19 protein-coding genes are annotated in these 13708 nt (G+C 65.2%); 4 read left to right on the forward strand and 15 right to left on the reverse strand.

All coding sequences use genetic code 11. The annotated features are described in order from the left end of the window. Positions 1 to 73 precede the first annotated feature (73 nt). A complete protein-coding gene (locus GV792_RS09215; protein ID WP_163823631.1) occupies positions 74 to 529 on the reverse strand; it encodes a hypothetical protein in 456 nt (151 codons plus the stop codon). A 114-nt stretch (positions 530 to 643) separates the two neighbouring features. Between GV792_RS09215 and dtd the strand changes: the two genes are divergently transcribed. Further along, complete coding sequence (gene dtd, locus GV792_RS09220; protein ID WP_163823794.1) at positions 644 to 1087, forward strand: D-aminoacyl-tRNA deacylase; 444 nt, start codon at positions 644 to 646, stop codon at positions 1085 to 1087. A gap of 49 nt (positions 1088 to 1136) precedes the next feature. Here dtd and GV792_RS09225 read toward each other — a convergent pair whose 3' ends face one another. The 10 genes from GV792_RS09225 to rpsH form a co-directional block, all read right to left on the reverse strand. Beyond that, complete coding sequence (locus GV792_RS09225) at positions 1137 to 2126, reverse strand: alpha/beta fold hydrolase (protein ID WP_163823632.1); 990 nt, start codon at positions 2124 to 2126, stop codon at positions 1137 to 1139. Between the two features lie 142 nt (positions 2127 to 2268). Further along, entirely contained in the window at positions 2269 to 3069 is an 801-nt protein-coding gene (map, locus tag GV792_RS09230; protein WP_163823633.1) for a type I methionyl aminopeptidase, read from the reverse strand. Positions 3070 to 3101: 32 nt separating this feature from the next. After that, a complete protein-coding gene (locus GV792_RS09235; RefSeq protein ID WP_163823634.1) occupies positions 3102 to 3647 on the reverse strand; it encodes an adenylate kinase in 546 nt (181 codons plus the stop codon). Next, positions 3644 to 4966, reverse strand: coding sequence for a preprotein translocase subunit SecY (gene secY / locus GV792_RS09240; protein ID WP_163823635.1), 1323 nt, complete (start codon positions 4964 to 4966; stop codon positions 3644 to 3646). Before secY ends, GV792_RS09235 begins: the two co-directional genes overlap by 4 nt. Positions 4967 to 5143: 177 nt before the next feature. Further along, a complete protein-coding gene (rplO, locus tag GV792_RS09245; RefSeq protein ID WP_163823636.1) occupies positions 5144 to 5587 on the reverse strand; it encodes a 50S ribosomal protein L15 in 444 nt (147 codons plus the stop codon). A 1-nt stretch (position 5588) separates the two neighbouring features. Further along, positions 5589 to 5768, reverse strand: coding sequence for a 50S ribosomal protein L30 (gene rpmD / locus GV792_RS09250; RefSeq protein ID WP_014349110.1), 180 nt, complete (start codon positions 5766 to 5768; stop codon positions 5589 to 5591). A gap of 2 nt (positions 5769 to 5770) precedes the next feature. Continuing rightward, on the reverse strand, positions 5771 to 6427 hold the full coding sequence (rpsE, locus tag GV792_RS09255) for a 30S ribosomal protein S5 (protein WP_163823637.1): 657 nt from the start codon (positions 6425 to 6427) through the stop codon (positions 5771 to 5773). Between the two features lie 34 nt (positions 6428 to 6461). Beyond that, positions 6462 to 6869, reverse strand: a complete 408-nt coding sequence (gene rplR, locus GV792_RS09260; RefSeq protein ID WP_163823638.1) for a 50S ribosomal protein L18 — start codon at positions 6867 to 6869, stop codon at positions 6462 to 6464. A gap of 2 nt (positions 6870 to 6871) precedes the next feature. Continuing rightward, positions 6872 to 7411, reverse strand: coding sequence for a 50S ribosomal protein L6 (rplF, locus tag GV792_RS09265; RefSeq protein WP_163823639.1), 540 nt, complete (start codon positions 7409 to 7411; stop codon positions 6872 to 6874). A 13-nt stretch (positions 7412 to 7424) separates the two neighbouring features. Next, positions 7425 to 7823, reverse strand: a complete 399-nt coding sequence (rpsH, locus tag GV792_RS09270) for a 30S ribosomal protein S8 (RefSeq protein WP_163823640.1) — start codon at positions 7821 to 7823, stop codon at positions 7425 to 7427. 389 nt (positions 7824 to 8212) lie between these two features. Here rpsH and GV792_RS09275 point away from each other — a divergent pair, with 389 nt between their 5' ends. Then, the gene (locus GV792_RS09275) at positions 8213 to 8713 is read left to right on the forward strand and encodes a GtrA family protein (protein WP_175583312.1); all 501 of its coding nucleotides are present in this window, start codon (positions 8213 to 8215) and stop codon (positions 8711 to 8713) included. Between the two features lie 237 nt (positions 8714 to 8950). After that, positions 8951 to 9214, forward strand: a complete 264-nt coding sequence (locus GV792_RS09280; protein WP_163823641.1) for a hypothetical protein — start codon at positions 8951 to 8953, stop codon at positions 9212 to 9214. A gap of 635 nt (positions 9215 to 9849) precedes the next feature. Here the strand turns inward: GV792_RS09280 and GV792_RS09285 are convergent. Genes GV792_RS09285 through rplN form a run of 4 tightly spaced genes read right to left on the reverse strand, consistent with a single transcriptional unit; the run spans position 9850 to position 11292 of the window. Beyond that, positions 9850 to 10035 (reverse strand): type Z 30S ribosomal protein S14, encoded by a 186-nt coding sequence (locus GV792_RS09285; protein WP_014349101.1) that lies wholly within the window; start codon positions 10033 to 10035, stop codon positions 9850 to 9852. 4 nt (positions 10036 to 10039) lie between these two features. Next, entirely contained in the window at positions 10040 to 10603 is a 564-nt protein-coding gene (rplE, locus tag GV792_RS09290; protein WP_163823642.1) for a 50S ribosomal protein L5, read from the reverse strand. Position 10604: 1 nt separating this feature from the next. Beyond that, the gene (gene rplX, locus GV792_RS09295) at positions 10605 to 10922 is read right to left on the reverse strand and encodes a 50S ribosomal protein L24 (RefSeq protein WP_163823643.1); all 318 of its coding nucleotides are present in this window, start codon (positions 10920 to 10922) and stop codon (positions 10605 to 10607) included. 1 nt (position 10923) lies between these two features. Further along, positions 10924 to 11292 carry a 50S ribosomal protein L14 gene (gene rplN, locus GV792_RS09300; RefSeq protein WP_163823644.1) on the reverse strand — a complete coding sequence of 123 codons (369 nt, stop codon included), beginning with the start codon at positions 11290 to 11292 and terminating at the stop codon, positions 10924 to 10926. Positions 11293 to 11658: 366 nt separating this feature from the next. Between rplN and GV792_RS09305 the strand changes: the two genes are divergently transcribed. Further along, positions 11659 to 13704: a M13 family metallopeptidase gene (locus GV792_RS09305; RefSeq protein ID WP_440137352.1), complete on the forward strand. Its 2046-nt coding sequence runs from the start codon at positions 11659 to 11661 to the stop codon at positions 13702 to 13704. Positions 13705 to 13708 lie beyond the last annotated feature (4 nt).

The raw sequence follows: 13708 nt of genomic DNA on the forward strand, positions 1-13708 counted from the left end.
AGCCGATCACGAATCACGAGTTGCGACTGGTTGAATCGGAGATGGCGCGGTGGTGGCGTCGGAGAGCAATCGGTTACCACGCCCGCCGCGGGTCGCGAGTGTTCATCGGTGTCTGCGACCTCAGGCCGTTGCTGCGGTCGGTCCGCAAAAGAATTCCGGGATCAGGCGGGTACTCATCGGTCGGCGGAGCCGGTGGATGGTATCGCCGAGTACGAGGAAGTTCGATTTCGACCAACTTGCCGTCGTGGAGCATCCATAGGCCGAAGCAGTCGTCTTCCTCGTCGTGGATCAGTACCTGGACGCTCTCCGGGTGCGGCCAGTGCAGCGACTCGAGATGCGCGAAGAGCCCTGTCCGCGTCCGCATGCGATCGAACTCGGTCGCCCAGCCGATACCGAAAGAGCTGCCCCACTGGCTTTCGATCGGCACGAACCGGCCTCGCCAACTGCGGTTCTCATCGTCACGAGTCAACGGCTCCATGACCTCGTGTGCGCCCAGCGCCAGCACGATGACTTCCGCGAATCTGCTCATGACATTCAGCAGAGCACGGAGCTGTCGGGCGGGACAACAGAGTTCGCGCGGTGTGCAGATCGCGCGGGGTCGGTGGCCTCCGCCATCGTAGGCTCGCCTGCGATGATGACGGGTGTGCGAGTCCTGCTTCAGCGCGTGACAGCGGCCCGGGTAACCGTCGACGGCGAGGTCGTCGGCAGGATCGATCCCGAAGCCCACGGCGCGCCACACGGCCTGGTGGCCCTGGTCGGCGTCACCCACGACGACACCGAGGCGACCGCCGCTGCACTGGCGGACAAGCTGTGGCGGTTGCGCGTCCTCGACGGCGAACGCAGCGCCGCCGATCTCGACGCGCCGATCCTGGTGATCAGCCAATTCACCCTGTACGCGGACACCAGGAAGGGGCGTCGCCCATCCTGGTCCGCGGCCGCACCCGGCCCGGCAGCCGAACCGCTGGTCGATCACTTCGCCGACTCACTGCGCGCGCTCGGCGCCACCGTCGCCACCGGCCGCTTCGGCGCACACATGCACATCGACCTCACCAACGACGGGCCGGTGACACTGCTGCTCGAGGGGTGATTCCCGGCACCCAGTGATCCGCGGGCGCCGCCCGAGTGGCACCCCTGGATCAGGTTGGGGTCCCCTCGCGCCGGAAGCTCGAACCAGCCATCCACTCACCGACCGCGTCGGCATAGCGGCCGGGAACTTCTATCGGCAGCGCATGCCCTACCGCCTCGAACACCGACAGATTCCAGTCGGGTCGCCGCGTCATCCAGTCATCGATCCATGCGCGCACGATCACACGATCGTCGTCTCCCCACAGCAGGAGCGTGGGCGCCTCGGTACGGCATATCGCGTCCTGCACGCGTTGGGGCCGGACGCACATTGCCGACAGGATCGAGGCCATCGCCGCGACGCCGCGTCCCAGTTCCTTCGGCCGTGCCGCCGTGAGTTCTTCCCGCGCGAGGTCCATGAACTCGCTGGAGAGCCTCGACATGTCACCGCCCCCAACATCGCGCTTGCTCCCCGGTGCCGCAGAATCGGCCAGGGCCCGGAACTTCTTTTCGATCAGCCTCCTGCCGAGCACCGGCAGCATCGCTCGGGCGACGGGCGGGGCGACGGCCAGCCCTGTCCGGCCGATCGTCCGCCACCAACGGGCCTCACCAGCGCTGAGCGGAGGAGGCAAGGCAGGGGCCGCCAGCACGAGCCCAGCAGCACGCTCGGGTGCGATGTCGGCGAAGAGTATCGCGATCATCGAGCCCGCCGACCAGCCGTGGACCACGACCCTATCCAGCCCCAACACGACCGTGAGATCTCGCAGGAACCGTGCGTGTGGTTCGATTCCGGTCGCGCGCCGGTTCGGCGAACCGGTGTGCCCGGCAATCGAGCCCGGAAGGTCCACCGCGATCACTCGCCCGTGCTTGCGCAGCACGGGAAGCAAGTCGATCACATTGGTAGCGCTTCCCGCAGGGTTGGGAACCAGTAGATGAACCGGAGCGTCCGACGGCGTTCGCTCTCCCGTCGCGAGATAGTGCACCGAAGTGCCACCTAGATCGACTGTCTCGCTGTGGATTCCAGACCAGCGGGCGGACCGCTCACCCCAGTCGGAGTACTGCATACCGCCAACCTACTCGGCGCGACCTGGCCCGACATCGACGATGTCATCCGAACTCCGGCCTGTGCACCCCTAATTCTGCCGCCGGGGCGAGAAATGACGAAGGCCCGTGCGAACGCACGGGCCTTTGTCGGAAATCCGGGTACTACTCGGGACGCGGAGTGAGAATGCGCGGCCCATCTTCGGTGACAGCGACGGTGTGTTCCCAGTGCGCGGCCCGCGTACCGTCGGCGGTCACCACGGTCCAGTCGTCGTCGAGCACGTCGGTTTCACTGGTGCCAAGGGTCAGCATCGGCTCGATGGCCAGCACCGAACCGACCACGAGCAGCGGGCCCTTGCCCGGCTCGCCCTCATTGGGCAGGAACGGTTCCATATGCATCTCGCGGCCGATGGCATGGCCGCCGTACCCATCGACGATGCCGTAGGCGCGGCCGTGCGCCTTTTCGGCGGCCCTGGTGCCGAGCTCGATGGCGTGGGAGACATCGGAGAGCCGGTTCTCCGGCAGCATCGCCTCGATACCGGATTCCATCGCGAGCCTGGTGGCCTCGCTCAGCAGCCGGTCGGCCTCGGTGAGTTCACCGACGCCGAAGGTCCACGCCGAATCGCCGTGCCAGCCGTCGAGGATGGCGCCGCAGTCGATGGATACCAGATCGCCCTCGGCGAGGATCTCCTCGGCGGACGGGATGCCGTGCACCACCCGGTCGTTGACCGACGCGCAGATCGAGGCGGGGAAACCCTGATACCCCTTGAACGACGGAACCGCACCTGCGTCACGAATGACCTGCTCGGCGACCTCGTCGAGGTCGAGTGTGGAGGCGCCGGGTACGGCGGCGGCCCGCACGGCGACCAGGGCGCGGCCGACGACCGCACCCGCGGCCGCCATCGCGTCCACTTCACCCGCCGTGCGGAACGGCACCACCTTCTTGCGCTTGCGGCCGAAAACCATGGCGCCTCAGTGCTCCATCGTCGAGTGGATGATCAGTGTCCCAGCGCGACCAGGGCGCGGGAGTTGACCTCGTCGATCTCGCCGACACCGTCGACGGTGACGACCAGGCCGTCGTAATGCTCGAGCAGCGGCTCGGTCTCCGAACGGTACACCCGGAGCCGGTTGCGGATCACGCCCTCGTTGTCGTCGCCGCGGCCGCGCGCCAGCATGCGCTCGGTCAGCACGTCTTCGGGGACGACGAAGCACAGGACGGCGTCCAGCTTCTTGTCCATATCACCGAGGATCTTCTCCAGCGCGTCGGCCTGATCGACCGTGCGCGGGTAACCGTCGAGCACGAAACCGTTCACCGCATCCGGCTCGGCCACCCTGGCCTCGACCATCCGGTTGGTCACATCGCTCGGCACCAGGTCGCCTGCGTCGATGTACTTCTGCGCCTCGCGCCCCAGCGGGGTCTGCTGGCTGATATTCGCGCGGAACAGGTCCCCCGTGGAGATGTGTGGCACGCCGAGTTTTTCCGACAGCAGAACGGCTTGCGTGCCCTTGCCGGCACCCGGTGGTCCGAGCAGTACAACTCTCACTTGAGGAACCCTTCGTAATTTCGATTCATCAGTTGGCTTTCGATCTGCTTCACGGTGTCCAAACCGACGCTCACCATGATCAGCACGGCGGTGCCACCGAACGGCAGGTTCTGCACACCACCGGAGTTGCCGATATCGAGGAAGAGGTTCGGCAGGACGGCCACCGCGCCGAGGTAGATCGAGCCGGGGAGGGTAATGCGGCTCAGCACGAAACTGAGATGATCGGCGGTCGGCTTACCGGGCCGGTAGCCCGGAATGAAGCCACCGAATTTCTTCATCTCGTCAGCGCGTTCCTCCGGATTGAAGGTGATCGCCACATAGAAGTAGGTGAAGAACACGATCATGCCGAAGTAGATCGCGATGTAGACCGGGTTACTCGGATTCACCAGGTACTTCTGGATGATGTCCTGCCACCAGCTCGGATCAGGGTTGTTCTGCGACCCCGTCAGCTGCGCGATCAGATTCGGCAGATACAGCAACGAGGACGCGAAGATCACCGGGATGACACCGGCCTGGTTCACCTTCAACGGCAGGTAGGTCGACGATCCGCCGTACATCTTCCGGCCGACGACACGTTTGGCGTACTGCACCGGAATCCGGCGCTGACCCTGTTCGACGAAGATCACCGCGACGATGATCGCGAACGCGGCCAGACACACCAGACCGAAGACCAGCCCACCGCGGCTGTCCAGGATGGCCTTGCCCTCGGTGGGGATGCGGGCGGCGATACCGGCGAAGATCAGCAGCGACATACCGTTGCCGATACCGCGCTCGGTGATCTGCTCACCGAACCACATGACCAAGGCCGCACCGGCCGTCATGACCAGCACGATGATGATCATGCCGAAGATGCTGGTATCGGCGAGAATGTCCTGTTGGCAGCCTTGCAGCAGCTGACCGCGGGCCGCGAGCGCGACGAGACCGGTGGCCTGCAGGACCGCGAGCGCGATCGACAGATAACGCGTGTACTGCGTCATCTTGGTCTGGCCGGCCTGGCCTTCCTTACGCAGTTCCTCGAACCGCGGGATGACGACCGTCAGCAGCTGAATGATGATGCTCGCGGTGATGTAGGGCATGATGCCGATCGCGAAGACCGACAATTGCAGCAGCGCACCACCGGAGAACAGGTTGATCAGCTGGTAGATACCGGCGTTTTCACCGCCGGAGACCAGGTCGACGCACTCTTGGACCGCCTGGTAATCGACACCGGGCGACGGTAGCGCGGCACCGGCACGGTACAGCGCGACCAACCCCAGCGTGAAGAGAATCTTCCGCCGTAAGTCCGGAGTCCGGAAGGCCGATACGAAGGCGGAAAGCACAGATCCTCCTGGCGAACGACATGGTCATGCCATGGAAATTTCAGCGGAGGGGCGGAATGTGAAACCCGGTCCCTCGACGCCGACCCCATGACGAGTCTTGGCAGACAACACTTGAACTCTAACAGTGGCACCGGACGAGTTCTTCACTCGTCCGGTGCCCCTGTGGAATTCCTAACGTCAGCCGAGCTCGGTGACGGTGCCACCGGCCGCGGTGATCTTCTCCTTGGCAGAGCCGGAGAACTTGTCCGCGCTGATCTGGACGGCAACGGCGATCTCGCCCTCGCCAAGGACCTTGACCAGCTGGTTCTTGCGGACCGCACCGGCGGCGACGAGCTCGTCCTTGCCGATCTCGCCACCCTGCGGGAACAGCTCGGCGATAGCGCCGACGTTCACGACCTGGTACTCGACCCGGAACGGGTTCGTGAAGCCCTTGAGCTTGGGCAGCCGCATGTGAATCGGCATCTGCCCACCCTCGAAGGCGGCCGGAACGTTCTTACGAGCCTTGGTGCCCTTGGTACCACGGCCCGCGGTCTTACCCTTGGAGCCCTCACCGCGACCCACACGGGTCTTATCGGTCTTGGCGCCGGGGGCAGGACGCAGGTGATGCAACTTGATGGTCATGTCAGACCTCCTCAACTGTTACGAGGTGGCGCACGACGTTGATCAGCCCACGGTTCTGGGCATTGTCCTCACGGACCACCGACTTGCGGATGCCCCGCAGGCCGAGGGTGCGCAGGCTGTCCCGCTGATTCTGCTTGGCGCCGATCGAACTCTTGATCTGGGTCACCTTGAGATCTGCCATCGTCAGACTCCTTGTCCGGCACGGGCACGCAGCATGCCCGCGGGAGCGACGTCCTCGAGCGGCAGACCACGACGGGCCGCGACCTCTTCGGGACGCTGCAGCATCTTGAGCGCGGCAACGGTCGCGTGGACGACGTTGATCGCGTTGTCGCTACCGAGCGACTTGGCCAGGATGTCGTGGATGCCCGCGCACTCCAGCACGGCGCGCGCGGCGCCACCGGCGATGACACCGGTACCCGGGGAAGCCGGACGCAGCATGACCACACCGGCCGCCGCCTCGCCCTGCACCGGGTGGGTGATGGTGGAGCCGATCATCGGCACGCGGAAGAAGCCCTTGCGCGCTTCCTCGACGCCCTTCTGGATGGCCGCGGGAACTTCCTTGGCCTTGCCGTAACCGACACCGACCAGGCCGTTGCCGTCACCGACGATGACGAGGGCGGTGAAGCTGAAGCGACGACCACCCTTCACGACCTTGGAGACGCGGTTGATCGCTACGACGCGCTCGAGCTGGTTCTTGTCGGCCTGCTGGTCCCGACGGTCACCACCGCCGCGACGATCGCGGCCACCGCCACGGCCGTCACGGTTGTCGCCGCCACCGGCGGCACCATTCTGCTGTCCGGCGGGTCCGCTTCCGCCGTCACGCCTCTGACGTCCCGGCATCAGACCGTCCTTCCGTTCGCACTCTTGATCATCATCAGAACTTCAACCCACCTTCGCGAGCGGCATCGGCCAGCGCCGCGATACGGCCGTGGTAGTCGTGGCCACCACGGTCGAACACGACGGCCTCGACACCGGCTGCCTTGGCACGCTCGGCGAGCAGTTCGCCGACCTTCTTGCCCTTGGCGGTCTTGTCGCCGTCGAGCGCGCGCACATCGGCCTCGATGCTGGAGGCCGCGGCGATGGTCTTGCCGATCGAGTCGTCGATCAGCTGAGCGTGCAGGTGCCGCGAGGAGCGGTTCACGACCAGACGCGGACGCTCGGTGGTACCGGCGACCTTCTTGCGCAGGCGGAAGTGGCGACGGGTCTTCGACAACCGACGCCGGGTGGAAGCATCCTTGCCCAGCGGAATGCGCTTGGCCTTCTGATTCTCGGTTTGCGCCATGATCACTTACCCGTCTTTCCGACCTTGCGGCGAACGTTCTCGCCGGCGTAGCGGATGCCCTTGCCCTTGTACGGCTCCGGCTTCCGGTACTTGCGGATGTTGGCGGCGACCTCGCCGACCAACTGCTTGTCGATACCGGCCACCGAGAACTTGGTGGGCGATTCCACCGCGAAGGTGATGCCCTGCGGAGGCTCGGCAACGACCGGGTGGCTGTAGCCGAGGGCGAATTCGAGGTTCTGGCCCTTGAGCGCGACGCGGTAACCGACGCCTGCGATCTCGAGCTTCTTCTCGTAGCCCTTGGTGACGCCTTCGATCATGTTGGCGACCAGGGTGCGGGTCAGGCCGTGCAGTGCACGGCTGCGACGCTCGTCGTCCGGACGGGCGACCGCGAGCTGACCGTCGTCACCCTTGGTGACGGTGATCGGCTCGGACACCGTCAGCGACAGCTGGCCCTTGGGGCCCTTCACTGCGACGTCCTGGCCGTCGATGGTGACATCGACGCCGGAGGGGATGGCGATGGGCTGCTTACCAATACGCGACATGTCTCTACCTCCCTTACCAGACGTAGGCGAGGACTTCGCCGCCCACGCCGGCTTTGGCCGCCTGACGGTCAGTGAGCAGACCGGTCGACGTGGAGATGATCGCCACGCCGAGGCCGCCGAGGACCTTGGGCAGGTTGGTGGACTTCGCGTACACACGCAGACCCGGCTTCGAGACGCGGCGCAGGCCCTGCAGGCTGCGCTCACGGCTGGGGCCGTACTTCAGATCGACGACGAGGCTCTTGCCAACGGTCGCGTCTTCGGTGCGGTAATCGGCGATGTAACCCTCGCGCTTCAAGATCTCGGCGATGTTCGCCTTGAGCTTGGAGTGCGGAGCCTTCACCTGATCGTGGTACGCCGAGTTGGCGTTGCGCAGACGCGTCAGGAAGTCTGCGATCGGATCAGTCATGGTCATAGTTCGACCTCGACACCTTTCTCGCTGCGGTTCCCATACAGCACCCGCGACCCTTTCGGGCCTGCAGATCGTGGGCCTACAACAATTCGGCTGGTCCGGCCGACCCTTGCCGACCGGATGAGTTCGTATCGCCCGAGCCACCCACACGCAGACCGCATGCGGGCACAGAGGTGCCCAGGCAACCGGTCTAGTGTAGGCAACCGCTCTGCCCAGGCCAAATCCGGGTGGACGTGCGTCCGCCGCGGCGATCCGGGCCCGAGTAGCACGACCACTCCACACGGGCGATCCATTGTGCCGCAAGTGCTCTCACCTGCACTTCTTGTATACGTATACATCTACGTATATGGTTCGGTTGCCGCCGAGCGGCCCCGACCGATGAGGAGCAACCGATGGACCGCCCCCTGCACAGCCTGCTGACCGGCACCGGTCCCGTCGCATCGTTTCTGCGCTTCGCTGGGATCGGGTGCAGCATCGGATTGATCTCCAGCGTCGCCGTCACACTCCTCGGCCTTGCCATCCCGTTCGCCCTGGCCAACGCACTCATCACGGTCGGCGCCACGCTGCTCGGTACGCAGTTGCACGCACGCTTCACCTTCGCCGCCACCGAGCCCGCAGGCGGGTGGCAGCATCTGCAATCCGCGGTCACCGCCGCGGCCGCCTACGCACTGACCGGCGCCGCGATGCTGCTGGTCTCGACCCTGTGTCAGGACCCGAGCATCTGGACCGAACAGGCCGTCTACCTGGCAGCCTCCGCGCTGGCCGGCGTGCTGCGCTTCGCCGTCCTGCGCATCCTGGTATTCGGCACCGGTCCGCGCCGGATCGCAGTGCCGCAGCTGCCCACTCGGCTCGCGGGTTCCGGGTTCGGGCCGACCGGCGCCGTCGCCGCGTGAACGGGCGGAGCTGCCGAACTCACATCGGCTTCTGCGGTACTAGAGGTTTTGCCGCGTGGGATTCTGAACGATGCGACAGGTCGCACAGCGAGGCCTGCGCCACGCGAGGTTTTCGCCCTGTCTCCTCGGTCAACAAGTAGGCAGCGGCCGCCGGATCCGGGACGGCGGAATACCCGCATGAGCGCAGGCTTCGCCCGGCATGCAACCGCGCCGTACGGCGCATACGAGGAGGATTAGGTGCGATCCATCAAAGCAGGCATCGTCGCTGCGGCATTGGCGGCGGCGACCGTGGCCGTTGCGAGCCCGGCCCACGCCGACGAGCCACTGCCGGGGGCGCCCGAGGAGCGGATCACGATCGATATCAATCTGCTCGGCTGCTCCATCGGCGCCGGACTCGGTGTTGATGTGCTGCTCGCGCTGACCACCGGACAGGGTTCCAGCACCACCGTCGGCTCGGGCCTGGCCACCCGACTCAAGCTGGCAGGCTGCCTGCCCTGGTGACCGCGAATCTGCACAGCACCCTGCTCATGCGGGCGACGCGATAGGACTCAGAACGGCGCCGGCGCGCTATCGAACGAACCAAGGGCACGGACTCGGCGAGTCCGTGCCCTTGTCTGGTTTCGCCCAGAGTCCGCGCAAGACCCCAAGGCCGTCCAGAAGTGGCAGCTGCGCGGTGGCACAGCAGATGCAGTGGGCTTCGCCATCAAGACTGGCCGGAAAGTAACAGTGGTGTGGCCGCCGAATTCCGAACGCACAGAGACGGATACCTCGACCACACTGATCCGTCCATGCTGTCCGGCGGCGGTGGCGTCGCTTCGCGCATTCGAGTGAAACGAGCGCGATATCGAGGCTTATTCAGGTCGACCGTGCCGAGTTCAGGCTCGGCCGAACCACCAGATATCGCCCGATGTCCATTCCGCGGGTTGTCCGGAGATCGTCAAGGTGACCTCGCCCGCGAATGACAACGACAACGAATCGTCAGGCTCGATGGTGGCAGCTTCCACTGTCGAGTTGATGACTTCCGCTAGGAGCAGCAGCCATAGCCGTACCTCGGGGGGGCTGTGAACGCGACGAGGGCACGGACTCCGCAGAGTCCGTGCCCTCGTTCAGTTTTCGCCCAGGCGATCAGCGCGAGCTCACCAGGAGCTCTTGTGCACGCCGGGAAGCTCGCCGCGGTGCGCCATTTCGCGCAGGCACACGCGGCACAGGCCGAACTTGCGGTAGACCGCGTGCGGGCGACCGCAGCGCTGGCAGCGGGTGTAGGCCCGGACGGCGAACTTCGGCTTGCGGTTGGCCTTGTTGACCAGTGCTTTCTTAGCCATGTGCTCAGTTCTCCTTGAACGGGAAGCCGAGGTGCTTGAGCAGGGCACGGCCTTCTTCGTTGTTGGTCGCCGTGGTCACGACGGTGATGTCCATACCGCGCGGGCGGTCGATGGAGTCCACGTCGATCTCGTGGAACATCGACTGCTCGCTGAGGCCGAACGTGTAGTTGCCGTTGCCGTCGAACTGCTTCGGCGACAAACCACGGAAGTCGCGGATACGCGGCAGCGCGATGGAGACCAGGCGGTCCAGGAACTCCCACATCCGGTCGCCACGGAGGGTGACCTTCGCGCCGATCGGCATGCCCTCACGCAGCTTGAACTGCGCGATGGACTTGGTGGCCTTGCGGATCTCCGGCTTCTGGCCGGTGATCAGGGCCAGGTCGTTGACCGCGCCGTTGATGAGCTTGGCGTCGCGCGCGGCGTCACCGACACCCATGTTCACGACGACCTTCACCACGCCGGGGATCTGCATCACGTTGGCGTAGTTGAACTCGTTGTTGAGCGCGTCCTTGATTTCCTCGCGGTAGCGCTGCTTCAGCCGGGGCTGCACGTTTTCAGTCGTGGTCATGTCAGATGTCCTTCCCGTTGTTACGGGAGATCCGAACCCGCTTGCCGGTCTCTTCGTCGGTCCGGTAGCCGATACGGGTCGGCTTGCCATCGGAGTCGACGACCATCACGTTGGACACGTGGATCGGGGCTTCCTGGGTCACGATGCCGCCCGAGGAGGCGCCGCGCTGGTTGGCGGAGTTCGCGACGTGCTTCTTGATCCGGTTCACGCCCTCGACGAGGACCTTCTCGGTCGCCGGGTAGGCCTGGATGACCTTGCCCTTGGCGCCCTTGTCCTTGCCCGAGATGACGAGCACGGTGTCACCCTTGTGCACCTTCATGTCAGAGCACCTCCGGAGCCAGCGAGACGATCTTCATGAACTTCTTTTCGCGCAGCTCGCGGCCGACCGGGCCGAAGATGCGGGTGCCGCGCGGATCGTTGTCCGCCTTGATCAGCACGGCGGCGTTCTCGTCGAAACGGATGTAGGAACCATCCGGACGACGGCGCTCCTTGGTGGTGCGCACGACGACGGCCTTGACGACGTCACCCCGCTTGACGTTGCCGCCGGGGATGGCGTCCTTCACGGTGGCGACGATGACATCGCCGATACCGGCATAGCGACGCGACGAGCCACCGAGAACGCGGATGCAAAGGATTTCCTTCGCTCCCGTGTTGTCGGCGACGCGCAGTCGCGACTCCTGCTGAATCACTTCAGCCTCCTTGACCTGGATGTAAAAGCACGCCGGATTTCCGACCCGACGGGCATGGTCGTGTTACCACCCGAACGCGCGCCTGCCAGCGGTTTCTTCGATCCTGACGGACCAACCACTGGGGGTTCGCGGCCGGATTGCGGGCACAGCTGCCGCAGGCAACCGGTCTAGTGTAGGTGAAAGCCCAGGTCATCCCCAAACCGGGGGCGGCCGCGCCCAGACTGGCGTCGGTTCGGCGCCGCGACATCGGCGCATCCGGCGCCGACCGGGCCAACCGGGCTTTACGCCGGTAGCCTCGTGCGAGCTGGTTCACATCGGTCACGAGGTGGGCCCGCGCGCACTGTCTGATCGGGGAGAGGAAGTTTTGTGACATCGTCGGGTCGTCCGTTCATGTTGGACCGCCGCGCGTTCTTGGTCGCCTTGGGCGTGGTGCCGGCGGCGGCGCTGCTGGCGTCCTGTTCGGAGGATGAGGCGGCCCAGCCGTTGACGCAGGTCGATATGACCGGCTCCGACCCCGCGATCCGGGCGCAGGACGATCTGTACCGGCATGTCAACGGCAAGTGGCTGCGCGAATACCAGCTGCCGCCGGACAAGGTCTCCTACGGTGCGATCAGCGAGGCCAACGACCGCACCGAATCGCAGTTGCGCGAGATCATCGAGTCCATTTCCGACCCGGAGCAGGGGTCGGAAGCGCAGCAGATCCGCGATCTGTACGACGCCAGGATGAATCTCGACGAGATCGAGCAGCTCGGCCTCACCCCGTTGGAACCGATGTTCGCCGAGATCGATGGCGCGAAGACCAAGGCCGATCTGGCCGCGGTGATGGGCGCGCTGCCGATCGGCGGGCTGATCGGGATCGGCATCAGCATCGATCGCAAGAACTCCGACGCCTACATTCCCTCGGTCGGCCAGTCCGGCATCGGGTTGAGCGAGCAGTACTACCGCAAGCCGGAGTACGCCGAGCAGCTGGCCGGGTATCGGGCCTTCAACGAGCGTCTCGCCGCGGCAGCAGGCATGCCCGACCCCGCAGGCCTGGCCCAGCGCAACCTCGACCTGGAGACCAGGATCGCCGCGGCGCACTGGGACAATGTCCGCAACCGCGACACCGACGCCACCTACAACCGGATGAGCTGGGACGCGACCAAGGCGCTCGCGACAGAATTCGACTGGGAGCCCTGGCTGGCCTCATCCACCGCGGGGAAGCCGAAGGACCTGTTCGCCGAGATCGTGGTCAATCAGCCGTCCTTCGTCACCGAGGCGGGCAAGATCTGGGCAGAGACCGATATCGCGATGTGGCGCGATTATCTGAAGCTCACCCTGTTGCGCCAGTACGCGCGGTTCCTGCCGAAGGCCTTCTCCGACGCCAATTTCGATTTCAACGGCAGGCTGATGGCCGGGCTTCAGGAGCGTCCCGAGCAGTGGAAGTCCGCGGTCGGAACGGTGGACTCGAACCTGGGCGAGCAGCTGGGCAAGCTGTATGTGGACAAGCATTTCCCGCCCGAGGCCAAGGAGCGGGCCATGGAGATGGTGGACGATCTGTTCGCCGCCTACCGGGAGAACTTCACCAATTCCACCTGGATGTCGCCGGAGACCAGGCAGGCCTCGCTCGAGAAGCTCGACAAGATCAACCCCAAGATCGGCTATCCGGACAAGTGGGTGGACTATTCCGAGCTGAAGATCACCAGGGGCAAGCTCATCGAATCCCTGCGTGCGGTCAACGATTTCGAGGTGAAGCGCGCCCTCGACCGGTTGGGAACCAAGGTCGACGACTCCGAATGGGCGATGTCGCCGCAAACGGTGAACGCCTACTACATGGCGTCCACCAATGAGATCGCCTTCCCGGCCGCGTACCTACAGCCACCGTTCTTCGACAAGGACGCCGAAGCCGCGGTCAACTACGGCGCGGTCGGTGCGACCATCGGCCACGAGATCGGGCACGGGTTCGACGATCAAGGCTCGAAGTTCGACGGTGACGGCAATCGTCGCGACTGGTGGACCGAGGCCGATCGCGCCGCCTTCGACGCGAAGACCCAGCAGCTGATCGACCAGTACAACGTCCTGGTCCCGGAGGGCCTCGATCCCGAACAACACGTCAACGGCGAACTCACCGTCGGCGAGAATCTGGCCGATCTGCGCGGCTTGCAGATCGCACTCGCGGCGTTCCGGATCGCCGAAAAGCGTCGTGGTGTCGAGAATCCCGACTACCACGCCATGTTCCTTTCGTGGGCGCGCGGCTGGCGCGACAAGCAGACTCGGGAGGTCACCGAGCGGCTGCTGGCCACCGACACCCACTCCCCCAACGAATTCCGCGCCAACCAGGTGGTGCGCAATATCGAGGAGTTCTATACGACGTTCGGGGTGAAGGAAGGCGACAAGTTGTTCCTGCCGAAGGATCAGCGCGTCAGCTTGTGAGTTC

This window comes from Nocardia cyriacigeorgica (assembly GCF_010868145.1).
Lineage (GTDB): Bacteria > Actinomycetota > Actinomycetes > Mycobacteriales > Mycobacteriaceae > Nocardia > Nocardia cyriacigeorgica_D.